Source organism: Mesorhizobium loti, from assembly GCF_003148495.1.
Lineage (GTDB): Bacteria > Pseudomonadota > Alphaproteobacteria > Rhizobiales > Rhizobiaceae > Mesorhizobium > Mesorhizobium loti.
This window is the reverse complement of sequence record NZ_QGGH01000001.1, coordinates 1480346-1495807: the sequence shown is the minus strand read 5'-3', so window position 1 is coordinate 1495807 and position 15462 is coordinate 1480346. Positions and strand designations below refer to the sequence as shown.

14 protein-coding genes are annotated in these 15462 nt (G+C 64.9%); 9 read left to right on the top strand and 5 right to left on the bottom strand.

Annotated elements, in window-relative coordinates:
- Window positions 1–28 precede the first annotated feature (28 nt).
- The 3 genes from C8D77_RS07580 to C8D77_RS07570 all read left to right on the top strand — a co-directional run bounded on the left by C8D77_RS07580 (window position 29) and on the right by C8D77_RS07570 (window position 1840).
- Window positions 29–301, top strand: coding sequence for a hypothetical protein (locus C8D77_RS07580; RefSeq protein ID WP_109660715.1), 273 nt, complete (start codon window positions 29–31; stop codon window positions 299–301).
- A gap of 51 nt (window positions 302–352) precedes the next feature.
- Window positions 353–1357 carry a zinc-dependent alcohol dehydrogenase family protein gene (locus tag C8D77_RS07575; protein WP_109660713.1) on the top strand — a complete coding sequence of 335 codons (1005 nt, stop codon included), beginning with the start codon at window positions 353–355 and terminating at the stop codon, window positions 1355–1357.
- Between the two features lie 210 nt (window positions 1358–1567).
- Window positions 1568–1840 carry a hypothetical protein gene (locus tag C8D77_RS07570; RefSeq protein ID WP_056591789.1) on the top strand — a complete coding sequence of 91 codons (273 nt, stop codon included), beginning with the start codon at window positions 1568–1570 and terminating at the stop codon, window positions 1838–1840.
- A gap of 82 nt (window positions 1841–1922) precedes the next feature.
- On the opposite strand, the gene C8D77_RS07565 is transcribed toward C8D77_RS07570, so the two are convergent.
- The 5 genes from C8D77_RS07565 to C8D77_RS07545 form a co-directional block, all read right to left on the bottom strand.
- A complete protein-coding gene (locus tag C8D77_RS07565) occupies window positions 1923–3074 on the bottom strand; it encodes a substrate-binding domain-containing protein (protein WP_109660711.1) in 1152 nt (383 codons plus the stop codon).
- A gap of 79 nt (window positions 3075–3153) precedes the next feature.
- Window positions 3154–4155: an ABC transporter permease gene (locus C8D77_RS07560; protein ID WP_109660709.1), complete on the bottom strand. Its 1002-nt coding sequence runs from the start codon at window positions 4153–4155 to the stop codon at window positions 3154–3156.
- Complete coding sequence (locus tag C8D77_RS07555) at window positions 4152–5729, bottom strand: sugar ABC transporter ATP-binding protein (protein WP_109660707.1); 1578 nt, start codon at window positions 5727–5729, stop codon at window positions 4152–4154. The genes C8D77_RS07560 and C8D77_RS07555 overlap by 4 nt, the downstream gene beginning before the upstream one ends.
- A 108-nt stretch (window positions 5730–5837) precedes the next feature.
- Window positions 5838–6590 (bottom strand): DeoR/GlpR family DNA-binding transcription regulator, encoded by a 753-nt coding sequence (locus C8D77_RS07550; RefSeq protein WP_109660705.1) that lies wholly within the window; start codon window positions 6588–6590, stop codon window positions 5838–5840.
- A gap of 149 nt (window positions 6591–6739) precedes the next feature.
- The gene (locus tag C8D77_RS07545) at window positions 6740–7366 is read right to left on the bottom strand and encodes a TetR/AcrR family transcriptional regulator (protein ID WP_109661409.1); all 627 of its coding nucleotides are present in this window, start codon (window positions 7364–7366) and stop codon (window positions 6740–6742) included.
- A 290-nt stretch (window positions 7367–7656) separates the two neighbouring features.
- Between C8D77_RS07545 and C8D77_RS07540 the strand changes: the two genes are divergently transcribed.
- From C8D77_RS07540 to C8D77_RS07515, 6 genes are all read left to right on the top strand, one after another.
- Window positions 7657–8154 (top strand): (2Fe-2S)-binding protein, encoded by a 498-nt coding sequence (locus C8D77_RS07540; protein WP_109660703.1) that lies wholly within the window; start codon window positions 7657–7659, stop codon window positions 8152–8154.
- Entirely contained in the window at window positions 8151–9209 is a 1059-nt protein-coding gene (locus C8D77_RS07535) for an FAD binding domain-containing protein (RefSeq protein ID WP_109660701.1), read from the top strand. Before C8D77_RS07540 ends, C8D77_RS07535 begins: the two co-directional genes overlap by 4 nt.
- Window positions 9199–11457 carry a xanthine dehydrogenase family protein molybdopterin-binding subunit gene (locus C8D77_RS07530; protein WP_109660699.1) on the top strand — a complete coding sequence of 753 codons (2259 nt, stop codon included), beginning with the start codon at window positions 9199–9201 and terminating at the stop codon, window positions 11455–11457. The genes C8D77_RS07535 and C8D77_RS07530 overlap by 11 nt, the downstream gene beginning before the upstream one ends.
- Before the next feature lie 234 nt (window positions 11458–11691).
- Window positions 11692–12165: a (2Fe-2S)-binding protein gene (locus C8D77_RS07525; RefSeq protein ID WP_109660697.1), complete on the top strand. Its 474-nt coding sequence runs from the start codon at window positions 11692–11694 to the stop codon at window positions 12163–12165.
- On the top strand, window positions 12162–13145 hold the full coding sequence (locus C8D77_RS07520; protein WP_109660695.1) for an FAD binding domain-containing protein: 984 nt from the start codon (window positions 12162–12164) through the stop codon (window positions 13143–13145). Before C8D77_RS07525 ends, C8D77_RS07520 begins: the two co-directional genes overlap by 4 nt.
- Entirely contained in the window at window positions 13142–15433 is a 2292-nt protein-coding gene (locus C8D77_RS07515) for a xanthine dehydrogenase family protein molybdopterin-binding subunit (RefSeq protein WP_109660693.1), read from the top strand. Before C8D77_RS07520 ends, C8D77_RS07515 begins: the two co-directional genes overlap by 4 nt.
- The last annotated feature ends 29 nt before the right edge of the window (window positions 15434–15462 follow it).

Below are 15462 nucleotides of genomic sequence, written 5' to 3'. Positions count from 1 at the left end.
GCACGGCACAACCATCAAGGAAAAGACCATGCTCGATATCCACACAGCCACCAGCGGAGCGATCCCCGAAAGCACCAATGCGTCCACCCTCGGCATCGCCGATTGGCTGTGCCTTGCCGCGGCCCCCACCTTCGCCCTGATGGCGCTGCTCACCTGTGTCTTCAGTGGCGATGCGGCCATGCTGTGCATGGGGGAGAATGCCTCGCCATTCACCGGAATGCCGGCAATGTATCTTCTGATGAGCGCCTTCCATCTGGCGCCCTGGCTGCGGGTGATCTCCCGCCGGCAAGCCCGGCAATAGGTTGCCACCCTGCCTGCCTTTGCAACACGCCGACATAGTGGAGAAAGACAAATGAGACTGGTCAGGCTGAAAGCGCCGGGCGGCTTGGGCAATCTCGACCTGGTCGAGGAAGATCCACCCCGGCCAGGACCGGGTGATGTGCTGGTCAGGATCCGGGCCTGCTCGTTGAACCTGCGTGACGACTTCGCGGTGCAGGGCAAGACACCGTTCGTTGACGGCCGCGTTCCGCTGTCCGATGGCGCTGGCGAGGTGATCGCCATCGGCGGCGATGTCGATGCATTCAAGCCCGGAGACAGCGTCGTCAGCGTCTTCTATCCCTGGTGGCTGGACGGTGACATGACGCCCTCGACCCGGCGCGACATTCCGGGGGACAGTTTTGACGGCTTCGCCAGCGAGTATGTGTGCATGCCGGCGCGGGCCTTCACCAAGGCACCGGCGGGCTATACGCATGTCGAGGCGGCGACGCTCACCTGCACGGGTGTCACCGCCTGGCGAGGCCTGGTTGTGTGCGGCAAGGTGAAGCCCGGCGACACGGTGCTGGTCCTCGGCTCGGGCAGCGTATCGCTGTTTGCGCTGCAATTCGCCAAAGCCGCCGGCGCCCAGGTCATTGCCACGTCTTCCGACGAGCAGAAGCTGGAGCGGCTCAGGCGCCTCGGCGCCGATACCGTCATCAATTACAAGTCCGTGCCGGACTGGGGTCGCAAGGCCAGGGATTTGACGGACGGACGCGGCGTCGATCAAGTGATCGAGGTCGGCGGCCCCGCCACGCTGGCGCAGTCCATTGCGGCCTGCAGGACGGGCGGGCACATCGCCCTGATCGGCGTCCTGACCGGCTTTGCGGCTGAGGTGTCGATCCCGGCGGTGTTTTCGAACCAGATCCGTATCAGCGGCATTTCCATTGGCAGCCGGGCCGACCAGGAGGACATGATCCGGGCGATAGCGATCAACCGCCTGAAGCCCGTTGTCGACCGCCATTTCCCGCTTGAGGACATCGCCACCGCCTTCGCGCACTACGAATCCCAGAGGCATTTCGGCAAGGTCTGCCTCGACGTTTGAGCGCTCCCCCAAGCGCCAGCAGCCCCACAAACCACCCAGCATCCATCAGTAGCAGCTAATTGACAGCCAGAAAGAAACGGCGCTCACTGCCTGGCACAGGTGGATCGCAGCATCAGGCGGGCGATATCGACCGCCGGCGACACCTCAGCAATCCGGGAAAAGCGCATAGCGCTTTGCCTTGGGAATTGCGTAAAACCAGGGGAGGATGCCATGCCAACCGTTATCGGCCACCACAACATCACGAAAGACAGCAAGCACTGGCTCAATTCACCCAAGCGCAAGGAGCTTTTCGGCTCGCTTGGGATCACCAACATCCGCACTTTCGTCGATCCGCAGAACCCGAAACGTGTGGCCGTGATGATGGACGTTCCGGACATGGATAAGATGGCCGCGCTGATGCAGAGCAAGGCGGCCGCCGACGCGATGGCTCACGACGGCGTGGTGCCGGAGTCGCTGGTGATCCTGGTCGAAGCGAAGGGGTAGTCGCCCGCAAACCGGGGGCTTGTTTTTAGTGTCATAGAAATGGGCGCGGGACCTCTCCCGCGCCCATGCCGTTTCGCCTATCTCAGTTACACTTCGGCTTGGCGCTGTTGCAGGCGTCGACCAGTTCGGCCGGCGGATCCTTGTGGAAGACGGTCTTGTAGGATTCCAGCACGTTGGACTGCACCACCGGCAGCGACTGCACGCCGACCCAGGCGGGCGTGGGTTGCCCGATCAGTGCCTTCATCATGGCCATCGCCTCGGCGACGCCCTGGTCATAGGGGCGCTGCGAACCCGTCGCCTTGAGCGGGCCGCCCTTGGCGATCTCGATCGCCGACTGCAGGCCGAGATCGACCGTGGTGATCGGAATATCGATACCCTGCGCGCGCATCGATGACAGCGTGTCGAGCGCCGGCTGGTCCCAGACGGCAAACAGGCCTTTCACATCAGGATTGCCGGTGAGGAAATCGCCGGCAATCTGCGACACCTTCGAGGGATCGGTGAAGTCGACCTGCTTCATGACGATGTCGGGCCGGTTCTTCTTCATCCACTCGCTGACGCCCTTGGTGCGCTCATTGGTGCTGAAATAGTCGACGCCGAAATTCACCAGGCCGATCGTGCCGCCCTTGGGCATGCAGGACGCCAGGATCGTCGCCGCGATCTGGCCATTGCCCTGGCTGTCGGCCGAGATCATCGAGGCAAAATCCTTGGGAGATTCAAGGCCGACCGGGATGCTGTCCATGAACACCAGCTTGATGCCGGCCTCGCCCACCTTCTTGTAGGTCGGCGCCGTGGCGGTGAAGTCGACCGGGATGGAAATGATGCCGTCCGGGTGCTGCTGGATGGTGTTTTCGATGTCGGCGATCTGCTTGTCGACCTGATATTCGGCCGACGCCACGCCGGTGACGGTGACGCCATATTTGGCCAGCGTTTCGCTGATGCCCGCCACTTGCAGCTGCGACCAGTCGAGGTTCACCGTCTGCATGGAGATGCCGACCTTGAACTTGCCGGCCTTGACCTTGGCGGCTTCGTCGTCGGTCAATTTCAGCTCATCGGGCGAGGCTGCCTTTTCGCCATGCGGGCCTTGCCCGACAATTCCCTTGGGGCCGAGCGTCGCCAAGTCGACGCCAGTAACGCAGGTGTCGGGCGTCTGCGCAAAACTCATGGATGTCGACAGCGCAAAGGCGCTGGCGGCGAGGCTCAATGTGCCGAATAGGATTCGTGCCGAGTGGTTCATGACTTCCTCCGTTGATCGTTGACGTTTGTTTTGCCGTTTGGAGCCGGCGGTTCTCTGCTGGTGTCCGCGGATGCGCGCCTTACCTCCTCGTGAAGGCGACCGCGGCGACGATGATTGCTCCCTTGATGACGAGTTGCAGCGACGAGCTGACGCCGAGCAGCACCAGCCCGTTGTTGAGCGTGCCGATGATCAGGCTGCCGAGCAGCGTGCCGAGCACAAAGCCGCGGCCGCCAAACAGGCTGCAGCCGCCGAGGATCACCGAGGCGATGACGTCGAGCTCCATGCCTTGCACCACGTCGGGCCGCGCCGCGTGCGAACGCGCCGACAGGATCAGCGATGCCAGCCCGGCGAGCGTGCCGGTCAGCACGAAGGCCAGCGTGGTGACCTGCTTGATATGGACGCCGGAATAGAGTGCCGCCGTCGGATTGCCGCCCGCCGCATAAACCCGCCGCCCGTAGACGCTGTAATGCAAGAGCAGGATGCCGGCGATGGTGACGCCAAGCGTCCACAGGATCGGCGCCGGGATGCCAAGCACGGAGCCCTCGCCGAAGATGGCGAAATAATACTCGTTGGTGATGATGACCGGTTTGGTGTTGGTGACCATCAGCGCCAGCCCGCGCGCACCGCTCAACGTGCCCAGCGTCACCAGGAAGGACGGGATCTCTAGGCGGGTGGTCAGCACCCCGTTGATCAGCCCGATCAGCGCCCCGGTGCCCAGCCCCGCCAGCGCGCCGACGACCCAGTTGTTGGCGACGAACGCCATGGCCAGCGACGCGCTCATGCCCGAAAGCGCCAGCGTCGAGGCGACGGACAGGTCGATCTGCCTGGAGATGATGACGAATGTCATGCCCACGGCAATGATCGAGACCAGTGTCGTCTGCCGGCCGATGTTGAGAAAATTGTCGATCGACAGGAACCACGGCGACGCCAGGCTGAAGACAACCAGCATGATGGCGAAGGCGACGTAGAGCATGTAGGGACGCTCACCCTGAAGCAGATGCCGCAGCGCCGAGCGGCCGCTTGGCTGATTGGCGGCAGCCTTTGCCATTGGTGCGTTTGCCGGGCTTTCTGTGTCGGTCATGCCGCGTGCTCTTCCGATGGCTGCGAAAGTTGAATGAGGTGATGAAGGTCCTCGGCGCTGCCGAATTCCGCCCTCGAAATCGTCCTGGTGATCCGGCCATCGACGACGATCGAGATGCGGTCGCAGAGCTGGAGCAGTTCGGACAGATCCGAAGACACCAGCAGCACCCCGCTGCCAGCCGCGGCCGCCGCGCGAATGACGCCGTAAATCTCCTCGCGCGCGCCAACATCGACACCAACCGTCGGCTCGTCGAGCAGCAGCACGCGCGGCCGCGGCTCGTTCCATTTGCCGAACACGACCTTCTGCTGGTTGCCGCCGGACAGGTTCTTCACAAGGGTCAAAGCGCCTGGCGCCTTGACGGCCAGCCTGCGCATCGCGGCATTGGCGTGCTCGCTCGCCGAACGGCGCTGCAGCCAGCCAAGGCGCGAGAAATAGGGCAACCGGGGCAAGGTCAGGTTGCGCTCGATCGAATGCTCGAGAACCAGGCCCTGGACATGCCGGTCCTCCGGCACCAGCGCAATACCCTGTCGTATCGCCGCTGCCGGATCCGTGCCCTTCAGCGAAACGCCGTCGAGGCTGGCCTCGCCCGATTGCACCGGCCGCAGGCCGAAGATCGTTTGCAGGATTTCGGTGCGTCCGCTGCCGATAAGGCCTGCGAGGCCGTGGATCTCGCCGCTGCGCAGCGCGAGATCGGTCCGGTCCAGCCGGTCGTTGCTGACATCAGTCAGTTCGAGCACAGGCTTTTCAGATGAACCATGCGGAGCCGCCGGCGGCACGCATTGCCCGGCTTCCTCGCCATCCGCCTTCAGAACAGCGTGATCCGGCCCGACGATCGCGCCGACCAATTGCCTCATGTTGGTTTGCGAGGTGACAAATGTTCCGGCGTTCTGACCGTCGCGAAACACGGTCACCCGGTTCGAGATTCGGAACACCTCGTTGAGGCGATGGGTGACGTAGATCACTCCGACGCCCCGCGCGGCGACCGCGCGGATCGCCTCGAACAGGATCTTCTCTTCATCGTCGGTCAGCGCCGAGGTCGGCTCGTCGAGGATGAGCAGGCGAACATCGCCCATCAACGCCTTGGCGATCTCGGTCATCTGGCGGTAGGCGAAGGGCAGCGAGCCGACCATGGCGCGCGCATTGAGCGGGATGTTCTGCGATTTCAGGAAGGCCTCGGCCTGCGCCACCAGCTGGCGCTTCTTCAGGAAGCCGAGCCGCGTCTTCGGCTCTCGCCCCAGCAGCAGATTGTCGGCAACCGTAAGCGATTCGACCAGGCTCAGGTCCTGGTAGACGACCGCCACGCCGGCATTGCGCGACTGGGCGGGCGACGCGAACGAGACAGGTTTGCCTTCGATTTCGATCGAGCCGCCATCATGAACATGCACGCCGCTCAGGATCTTGATCAAGGTCGATTTGCCGGCCCCGTTTTCGCCAAGCAAGGCGTGAACTTCACCGGACTGGATTTCGAGGCTGACACCGCGCAGCGCATTGACGCCGCCGAACCGCTTCCTGACGCCCTCGACGCGCAGCAAGGGGGCCTCGGACGATGGCGAAATCGAACTCTGTTCGATCATGACGCCTGCATTTCCTTCCCTTGACGCGTCCCCTACCCGGCATATCGAGATCGTCTTTTGGGACTTCTCTTACTTTTTTTGTAACTTTTCCATCAGGTCGGCAAAATGTCAAACGGAGTCAGCCGGCAGCTGGAATGAATCCGGTCCAACCTCACCATGTTCGGTAATGACCGCGTCGAAGCCGTCCATGGCTGAGAAGAAGGCGCGCTTGAGCTTGCCGATCTTGCTGCTGTCGACGACGAGATAGTTCTCGCGCGCCAGGCCCATCACCTTCTGCTTCACCACCGCCTCGTGAAAATGCTCGCAGGTGGCGCCGCGTTTGGCATCGACGCCGGCGGCCGACAGGAAGGCGGCGTTGATGCCGACGCTCTTCAAGATATCGAAATCATGCGTGCCCGAAAAAGACGCCGATGCGGGATGATAGACGCCACCCAACATGATGATCGTCACATTGGCCTTGCGGGTCAGGCGTTCCGCCACGTTCATGGCGTAACATATTGCCGTTATTTGATAATTGTCGGGAATGAGGTCGATCAGATGGATCAGCGTCGTGCCGCAATCGATGAAGATCGTCTCGTCGGGCCGTATCTTGCGCACCGCGTGCAGGCAGGCTTCGCGCTTCGCCGCCGCATGGCTGTCGGCCGCGGTCGCCAGTTCGTAAGGCGCGTCGGTGTCGATCTCGGCCGCCGCCAGTATATGCCCACCGAGGAAGGCGATCTGTCCCTGGTTGGTGGCGATGTCACGCCGCACCGTCATCTCGGAGACGCCGAGAAGCGTTGCCGCCTCGCTGAGATGGATGACCCGCCGTTCCGACAGAAGATGGATCAGCCGGGCTGTCCTTTGTGCTTTGCGAGCAGTCATGCGTGGGCCTGTCGGTCACTTGAAATGTGAGGAATTTAACAACCGCTCTCGTTCAGTTGCAAGCGCGGTGTGCCAATCCGGCCGGACATGACCAACGGACGTGCCTGCTTACAAGGCTCTCGTCTGCCTTGTACCGACGGCGTGGGCCATCAGGCCTTGGTGGATTTCCCCGCCCCGAACCGCAACCCGTCCATCAAGAGCTTGACCAGCCGGCGCGAGCGGTCGCGCCATTCCGGGGTGTCAGGCGCCGAGTAGATGCCCGACAGCGCGTGCAGCACGTCCGAAGCATCGACATCGCCGCGGATGGTGCCGTCGGCCACCGCCGCCTCGACCAGCTGCCGCAAGGCTTGCGACACCCGGCCGAACGTGTCGGAAAACAGCGTCGAATTGGTGGTAAGCACAATGCGCAGGCTGGTCGCCAGGCCGCGCTTGGTGGCGATGTAGTCGACGAAGCGCTGCATCCACTGTTCCAGCGCGACATCGGACGGATGTCTTTGGGCGAGCTCGCCGGCGGCCGCGCACAGTCCCTCCACCTCACGGCGATAGACCACCTCGACCAGATGCTCGCGCGTCGGGAAATGCCTGTAGAGCGTGCCTATGCCCACGCCGGCGCGGCGCGCGATCTCCTCCAGCGAGCCATCGATGCCGCGCTCGGCAAACACGGCGGCGGCGACCTCGACCAGCCGGTCGCGGTTGCGCTGCGCATCCGCGCGCAGCGGCTTTGCCTCAGCGGCTTCGGCCTTCTGTTCAGCAATGGCGGACGGCTCGGTGGCCAATTTTTTCTCCACATCGTGTCAGGGGGCTTGAACCCGGCCGGGTCAACCCCCACGTAATAAACGGAGGCGCCTCCGCTTTAGTGGAGTACCTTTATCATATAAGAAGGGGAACCGGTATGTCACGCCTTTCGAACCTGCAAGCCGACATCGCCCCTGCCCGCCTATCTCGCGGGAGATTCGCTGCAATTTCCACTTTCCCCGTCAAGACCTGACCAAACGGTTACCTTGCCCTTCTCCGGCAAGGCACCAGTTCAACCCCATCCGCGTCAAGCAACTGGAGCCAGACGCCCATGACCAGCCTTCCCATCACGCTCACCATCAACGGACACCGACACGAGCTGGAGGTCGATCCACGCGTAACCCTGCTCGACCTGCTGCGCGAACGGCTCGATCTTACCGGCACCAAGAAGGGCTGCGATCGCGGCCAGTGCGGCGCCTGCACGGTGCTGGTCGACGGCAAGCGCATCAACTCATGCCTGGCGCTGGCGGTCAGCCATGACGGCGCCCAAGTCTTGACCATCGAAGGCGTCGCCCACGGCGAGGAACTGCATCCGGTGCAGGCCGCCTTCATCGCCCATGACGGCTTCCAGTGCGGGTTCTGCACACCCGGCCAGATCATGAGCACGCTCGGCCTGATCGCCGAGGGGCAAGCCGGCGACGATCCCGAACGCATCCGTGAGGGGCTGAGCGGCAACATATGCCGCTGCGCGGCCTATGGCGGCATCGTCGAGGCCGTCCTGGAGGCCCAGCAACAGCTTGCCAAAGCAGACCGGAGGACCGCGGCATGAGAGACTTCGATTACATCAGGCCCGCCACCATCCCAGACGCCATCGCAGCCGCGGCCGAGCCGGGTTCGGCCTATCTCGCCGGCGGCACCAATCTGCTCGACCTGATGAAAGGCGGCATCGCCAGTCCCGAACGTATCGTCGACATCTCCCGGTTGCCGGAGCTCAACCGCATCGAACGGCTGGACGATGGCGGCGTGCGCATCGGTGCGCTGGTGCGCAATGCCGACCTCGCCTACGATCCGGAGTTTGCGAAATCCTATCCGGCGGTGGCCGAAGCGCTGCTGTCGGGCGCTTCGGCGCAGCTTCGCAACGCCGCCACCGTCGGCGGCAATCTCCTGCAGCGCACGCGCTGCAGCTATTTCTACGACACCGCCAGCGCCTGCAACAGGCGCGAGCCTGGCGCCGGTTGCGACGCGCTGGAAGGCGAGAACCGCCTGCACGCCGTGCTCGGCTGGAGCGACGCCTGCATCGCCACCCATCCGTCGGATTTCTGCGTGCCGCTGGTGGCGCTCGACGCCGTGGTCGAGATCGAAGGCAAGAAGGGCCGGCGCCATGTGACGCTGGAGGAATTCCACCGGCTTCCCGGTGAAACGCCGCAGCGGGAGAATGCGCTGGAGCCCGGCGACCTGATCGTGGCGGTGCGCCTGCCGGCGGAGGCTGCCTCCTTCTCCGCCAATGCCCGTTACCTGAAAGTGCGCGAACGCACCTCCTATGCCTTTGCCGTCGTGTCGGCCGCCGCGGCGCTCGTCGTCGATGGCGGCAAGATCCGCGCCGCAAGGCTGGCGCTGGGCGGCGTCGCGGCGAAGCCGTGGCGGGCGCGCTCGGCCGAAGCCGTCCTGCTTGGCGCGGATGCCAACGAGGCGACCTTCGCCAGCGCGGCGGACGCCGCCTTGGCCGATGCCAGCCCCTCCGGCGACAATGCGTTCAAGATCGAGCTTGCCCGCCGCATCGTGGTCAGGGCGCTGATTTCAGCCCTTTCGGGAACGCCCAAGCGTCTGCCAGCCCTTCCTGCCTCCCCGTTCTCAAACATTCCCGGAGTGCGCCATGACGCTTGAACTCAGCCTCAACCAGCAACCCGCCCATGCCCGGCAGGGCTCCAGCATCGGCCAGCCGCTGACCCGCCGCGACGGCTTTCTGAAAGTCACCGGTGGCGCGCGCTATGCCGCCGACAACCATCCGCCCGGCATGCTCTACGCCGTGCTGGCCGTCAGCAGCATCGCGCGCGGCCGCGTTGCCGCGCTGGATACCGAGGCGGCCAAGGCGCACAAGGGCGTGGTCGAGGTGATGACGCCCAAGAACCGGCCGGCGCTCGCCATCGATCCGGATGCCAAGGACAACCCCTTCATGTTCCGGCTCGACCTGCTGCAGAACGATCAGGTCCGCTACCCCAACCAGAGCATCGCCGTGGTGATCGCCGAGACGCTGGAGGCCGCGACCGAAGGAGCAGCACTGCTGTCGCCGCGCTATGAAGCACTGCCGGCGCGCGTTGGCCTCGACGGCGCCAAGAGCTTCGTGCCGCGTGGTGTCGGCATCGGCGGTCCGGCCGTGCAGCACAAAGGCGATGTCGAGACGGGCCTCAGATCGGCAAAGACGCGGATCGAAGCCACCTACGAGACCCCGGCCCAGTACCACAATGCCATGGAGCCGCACGCGATCGTCGTCGCCTGGGATGGCGACAGGCTGTCGATCGACACGCCGAGCCAGGGCCTTGCCATGGCGCAGGGCCGCATCGCCGGCCTGTTCGGCATCGCGCCGGAAAACATCCACATCCGCAGTCCGTTCCTTGGCGGCGGCTTCGGTTCGAAAGGCATGATCTCCGGTCCGCAGGTGCTCGGCATCCTGGCGGCTCGTCTTGTTGGCCGACCGGTCAAGCTGGTGCTGCGGCGCGAGCAGATGTACGGCCCGGTCGGCCATCGCGCGCCGACGCGCCAGACGCTGCGCATGGGCATGGATGGCGAAGGGCGGCTGACGGCCATCGACCATCACGCCAGGACCGCGTCGAGCACCTTCGACGATTTCTTCGAACCGGCCGCGGATGCCTCGCACACGCTCTATGCCAGCCCGGCCATCGCGACCTCGCACGATGCCGTGCGGCTCGACACCGGTACGCCGCTGTTCATGCGGGCACCCGGCGAAGCCACCGGCTCGATCGCTCTGGAGAGCGCCATCGATGAGGCGGCTCACGCCTGCGGCATGGACCCGCTGGAATTCCGGCTGCGGAACTATGCCGAGGTCGAGCCGATGACCGGCAAGCCGTTTTCCTCCAAGGCGCTGCGCGAATGCTACAGGCAAGCGGCTGAGACGTTCGGCTGGGCGAGCCGCCCGCTTCAGCCGCGGCTGATGCGCGACGCGGACGGTTTCCTGACCGGCTGGGGCATGGGCACGGCGACGTTTCCGGCCCTGATGTTCCAGGCCGAGGCCCGCGCCGTGCTGAGAAGCGACGGCAGCGGCCTGATGGAGACCGGCGCGCAGGATATGGGACAAGGCGCCTGGACAGCGTTTGCCCAGATCGCCGCCGACGGACTGGGACTGGACATCGACCGGGTCGAGTTCAGGGCCGGCAGTTCCGACCTGCCCAATGCAGGCATTGCCGGCGGCTCCGGTCACACGGCGACGGCCGGCATGGCAATCCACAATGCGGGTGCTGCCGTCATCGCCAGGCTCGCCGATCTCGCCACCGGCAACGAGGCCTCACCGCTATTCGGTGCCGGCAACGAAGGCGTGCTGGCGCGCGGCGGCCGCCTTTACCGACGCGACGATGAAAGCCGCGGTGAAAGCTATGCCGAGATCCTCATGCGCGCGGGCCTCACCGAGATCGAAGCCCATGGCAAGGGCGCTCCGGATCCAGCGTCCCAGGAGACCTATGCCAAGCACGCGCATGGCGCCGTGTTCGCCGAGGTGAAGGTTGATCCGGATTTCGGCCAGATCCGTGTCACAAGGCTGGTCGGCGCGTTCGCCGCCGGACGGGTCATCAATCCGCGGCTGGTGCGCAGCCAGTATTATGGCGGCATGATCTGGGGCATTTCCTTCGCGCTGCATGAGGAAGCCATCACCGACCGGCGCTCGGGCCGGATCCAGAATGCCAACCTCGCCGAATATCATGTCCCGGTGAATGCCGACGTGCCGTCGGTCGAGGCGCTGCTGGTCCACGAGGACGACCCCTACGTTAACGCGCTCGGCATCAAGGGCGTTGGCGAAATCGGCATCACCGGCACGGCTGGCGCCATCGCCAATGCGGTCTGGCATGCAACCGGCGTGCGGCCCCGGCGCTTTCCAATCCGCATCGAGGACCTGCTGGGGTGAGGAGTGATCCGCGTAGCGGACAGGAAGCCAATTGCTTGGCTTCCTGAACGACGAACGGTGAAGGCCCGGTCCGCCTTCGGGCGGATCAAAAGGTCCAGTGGACACCTTTTTAAGGGGCTGAATGCCCGAAGGGCACGGAGCGACAGCGAAGGGCCGGACAGCGGGCACTAGGTCCGCCGCCTGCCCAACATGAGATCAACCGACTTCGCGTCAAGCAACTGGAGCCAGACGCCCATGACGAAAATCCCCGTCTATCTCGATATCAACGGCCACCATCACGAACTGCAACTCGAGCCGCGCGTCACGCTGCTCGACGCCTTGCGCGACCGCCTTGGCCTGACCGGCACCAAGAAGGGCTGCGACCACGGCCAGTGCGGCGCCTGCACCGTGCATGTCGACGGCGAGCGCGTGCTGGCTTGTCTCACACTTGCAGCTCAAGCTCAGGGCCGCACCGTCACCACCATAGAGGGGCTTGCACGGGAGGGCGAAATGCATCCCGTGCAGGCTGCCTTCCTCGAACAGGACGCCTTCCAGTGCGGCTATTGCACGCCCGGCCAGATCATGTCGGCGGTCGCCTGCATCCGCGAAGGCCATGCCGGCTCGGACGAGGAAATCCGCGAATACATGGCCGGCAATCTCTGCCGCTGCGGCGCCTATCCACACATCGTCGCCGCCGTCCGCCAAGCAGCCCAGGAGGTCGCATCATGAGGGATTTTTCCTATCTGCGCGCTGCTTCAGTCGATGCTGCGCGCCAGGCGGCCGCCCTGCCCGGTGCCATGCTGCTCGCCGGCGGCACCACGCTGATCGACCTCGCCAAATGCGGCGTCGCCGAGCCCGAGACGCTGGTCGACATCACCCATCTCAAGGGGCTGAACGGCATCGAGGTGAGCGAGCGCAGCGCCATCATCGGAGCGCTGGCCAAGATGGGCCATGTCGCCGATCATGCCGACATCAAGAGCCGCTTCCCCGCCGTCTCAGAAGCCCTGTGGCAGGCGGCCTCGGCGCAGATCCGCAACATGGCGACCATCGGCGGCAATCTGATGCAGCGCACGCGTTGCCCCTATTTCCGCGACCCGGCGAATTTCCCTGCCTGCAACAAGCGGGAACCCGGCAGCGGCTGTTCGGCGATCGGCGGCGTCACAAAGGGACACGCCGTGCTCGGCACCAGCGACGCCTGCATCGCCATGTATCCCGGCGATCTCGCAGTGGCCTTGGTCGCTTTCGATGCGGTCGTGCATCTGGGCCAGAGCCAGGTTCCGGTCGACGACTTTTTCCTGCTGCCCGGCACCACGCCGGACAGGGAACACGCGATCGAACCGGGCGAGATGATCACCGCGATCGAGATCCCCGGCTCGGCCTCTGCCCGGCGTTCGACTTACCTCAAGATCCGCGACCGGCAATCCTATGAGTTTGCCGCGGCAAGTGCTGCTGTCGGCATCGAGTTCGAGGCCGATGGGCGCACCATCCGTGATTTGCGTGTGGCGCTCGGCGGCGTCGCGACCAAGCCTTGGCGTGCGCGGGCCGTGGAGGACGCGCTGAAGGGCAAGGTGCTGGAGCCGGACGCTGTCCGCGCCGCCAGCCTGCTCGCCGTCGAAGGCGCCACCGACCATGGCGCCAACCACTACAAGATCGAACTGGCGCCGCGCGTTGTCGCGCGGGCTATTCTCAAGATGGGAGAAACGGCATGACGGTTCACAACATCAGACATGGTGACGCATCCGACGGTGCGGAAGCCGTCGGCGGCCGGCTGTCGCGCGTCGACGGTCCGGCCAAGATCACCGGTGCGGCGAAATACGCCGTCGAGCAGCAGCTCGAAGGCCTCGCCTACGCCGTGCTGGTCGAAAGCACGATTGCATCCGGCAAGGTGCGCGCGATCGACACGAACGCGGCCGAGGCAGCGCCCGGCGTGCTGCAAGTGCTGACGCCTGACACCATCATCAGCCTCAGGACAGCGGCGGACTGGTTCGGCACGCCGCCGCCCGACAAGCCCTATTGCCCGCTGGCTCGCGACATCAGCTTCTCCGGTCAGCATGTCGCCGCTGTGGTCGCCGAGACCTTCGAGCAGGCGGTCGCGGCGGCAGCACTGGTCAAGGTCAGCTATGACGAGACGCCTTCGATCGTCGACCTCAGCGACGCCAAGGCCGGCGACGGCATTCCGATCGACGCCATGACCAAGGAATGGGGTGACGCGCAAGGTGCATTCGCCTCGGCCCCGGTGCGGATTTGTGCTGCCTACAACACGCCGCGCGAATACCAGGCGCCGATGGAGCCGCACGGCCTGATCGCCCGCTGGGAGGGTGACCAGCTCACCGTGTGGGAGCCGAGCCAGTGGCTGGACGGTATGGCCCGCACCTATGCCGAATGGTTCGGCGTGCCGTTCGAGAACGTACGGCTGGTCTCGCCCTATATTGGTGGCGGCTTCGGCTCCAAGGCGTTGGCGCTCAGCCATGGCGCTGTGGCGGCATGTGCCGCCAAGATGCTCGGCCGGCCGGTGCGGCTGGTGATGACGCGGCCGCAGACCTTCACCGGTTACGGCGGCCGCGCCGCGACGCGCCAGACAGTGACCATCGGCGCCGACCGGCAAGGAAAAATCCAGTCGATCGTGCATCGCGGCGTCAACGAGACATCGATGGACGGCATGTGGGTCGAGCCGCTGGGGTCGGTCACCTCGATCATGTATGCGACGCCGAATTTCTCCTCCAGGCAGAATGTCGTGCGGGTGAATTCGGTGATGCCTGGCGCCATGCGCGCGCCGGGCGAAAACCCCTCGGCCTTCGGCATCGAAAGCGCCATCGACGAGCTCGCCTACGAGGTCGGCATCGATCCGCTGGAAATCCGGCTGAGAAACTATGCCGAACAGGACCCGCATGCCAAAAAAGCCTGGTCGACCAGACAGTTGCGCGAGGCTTTTGCCACCGGCGCCGAGCGCTTCGGCTGGGCCAGGCGCACATCAGAACCGCGCTCGATGCGCGACGGCAACCAGCTGATCGGCTGGGGAGTAGCCGCCGGCACCTATCCGGTTCGACGCGCCTATGGCGAGGCGATCGTGCGCATCCTGGCCGACGGCTCCGTCGAGGTCGAAAGCTCGTCGATCGACATGGGCCAGGGCACCTACACCATCCTGGCGCAGACCGCCGCTGAAACGGTCGGCGTGCGAGCTGACGACGTGGTGGTGAAGCTCGGCGACTCGCGCTTTCCCCGTGCCGGCGTCACCGGCGGTTCGCGGCTGGCCGGCGTGATGACGGGTGCGGTCTACAAGGCGGCGACATCGGCGCTCGACCAGCTGGTCGGCCTCGCCATCAGCGATCCGCGCTCGCCCTTCCATGCGCTGCAGGCCAACACGCTGGTCGTCGCCAATGGCCGTATCGGCTCGCCGCGCGGCGACGGCCCCGATGTCTCGATCGCCGAACTGCTCAAAAGCGTCGGCCGCGACCACATCGAAGCCACCGGCGACACCATGCCGGCCAACTCGACGCCAGAAGATCGCTACAAGAACTACACCACCATCGCTATGGCGCTGCCGCACACCGAGGGTGACTACTCCCGCCACTCCTGGTGCGCGCATTTCATCGAGGTGCGCGTCGACGAGGATTTCGGCACCGTGCGCGTCTCACGCGTCGTGTCGGCGCTGGATTCGGGGCGGCTCTACAACCCGAAACTCGCCGAAAGCCAGTGGAAGGGCGGCATCATCATGGGCATCGGCCAGGCGCTGCTCGAAGAAGGCATCGTCGACCGCCGCCACGGCCGCATCGTCAACAACAACCTCGCCGACTATCTCGTGCCGACCAATGCCGACATTCCCGACATCGAGGTGATCTCGGTCGGCATCCCCGATCTGCATTCCTCCGTGCTCGGCGGTAAAGGTGTTGGCGAACTGGCCATCGTCGGCGTGGCGCCGGCGATCGCCAACGCGGTGTTTCACGCGACGGGGAAGAGAGTAAGGGATTTGCCGATCACGCTTGAGAAGCTTATTTAGCCAGCGCCGGCTTTGTCTCCCCCTTGAAG

What these genes read in the sequence shown, in the direction of transcription:
- C8D77_RS07540 (WP_109660703.1), top strand. Translation starts at nt 7,657, where the DNA reads ATGACCAGCCTTCCCATCACGCTCACCATCAACGGACACCGACACGAG.
- C8D77_RS07565 (WP_109660711.1), bottom strand. Translation starts at nt 3,074, where the DNA reads ATGAACCACTCGGCACGAATCCTATTCGGCACATTGAGCCTCGCCGCC.
- C8D77_RS07570 (WP_056591789.1), top strand. Translation starts at nt 1,568, where the DNA reads ATGCCAACCGTTATCGGCCACCACAACATCACGAAAGACAGCAAGCAC.
- C8D77_RS07580 (WP_109660715.1), top strand. Translation starts at nt 29, where the DNA reads ATGCTCGATATCCACACAGCCACCAGCGGAGCGATCCCCGAAAGCACC.
- C8D77_RS07520 (WP_109660695.1), top strand. Translation starts at nt 12,162, where the DNA reads ATGAGGGATTTTTCCTATCTGCGCGCTGCTTCAGTCGATGCTGCGCGC.
- C8D77_RS07525 (WP_109660697.1), top strand. Translation starts at nt 11,692, where the DNA reads ATGACGAAAATCCCCGTCTATCTCGATATCAACGGCCACCATCACGAA.
- C8D77_RS07535 (WP_109660701.1), top strand. Translation starts at nt 8,151, where the DNA reads ATGAGAGACTTCGATTACATCAGGCCCGCCACCATCCCAGACGCCATC.
- C8D77_RS07515 (WP_109660693.1), top strand. Translation starts at nt 13,142, where the DNA reads ATGACGGTTCACAACATCAGACATGGTGACGCATCCGACGGTGCGGAA.
- C8D77_RS07555 (WP_109660707.1), bottom strand. Translation starts at nt 5,729, where the DNA reads ATGATCGAACAGAGTTCGATTTCGCCATCGTCCGAGGCCCCCTTGCTG.
- C8D77_RS07530 (WP_109660699.1), top strand. Translation starts at nt 9,199, where the DNA reads ATGACGCTTGAACTCAGCCTCAACCAGCAACCCGCCCATGCCCGGCAG.
- C8D77_RS07550 (WP_109660705.1), bottom strand. Translation starts at nt 6,590, where the DNA reads ATGACTGCTCGCAAAGCACAAAGGACAGCCCGGCTGATCCATCTTCTG.
- C8D77_RS07575 (WP_109660713.1), top strand. Translation starts at nt 353, where the DNA reads ATGAGACTGGTCAGGCTGAAAGCGCCGGGCGGCTTGGGCAATCTCGAC.
- C8D77_RS07560 (WP_109660709.1), bottom strand. Translation starts at nt 4,155, where the DNA reads ATGACCGACACAGAAAGCCCGGCAAACGCACCAATGGCAAAGGCTGCC.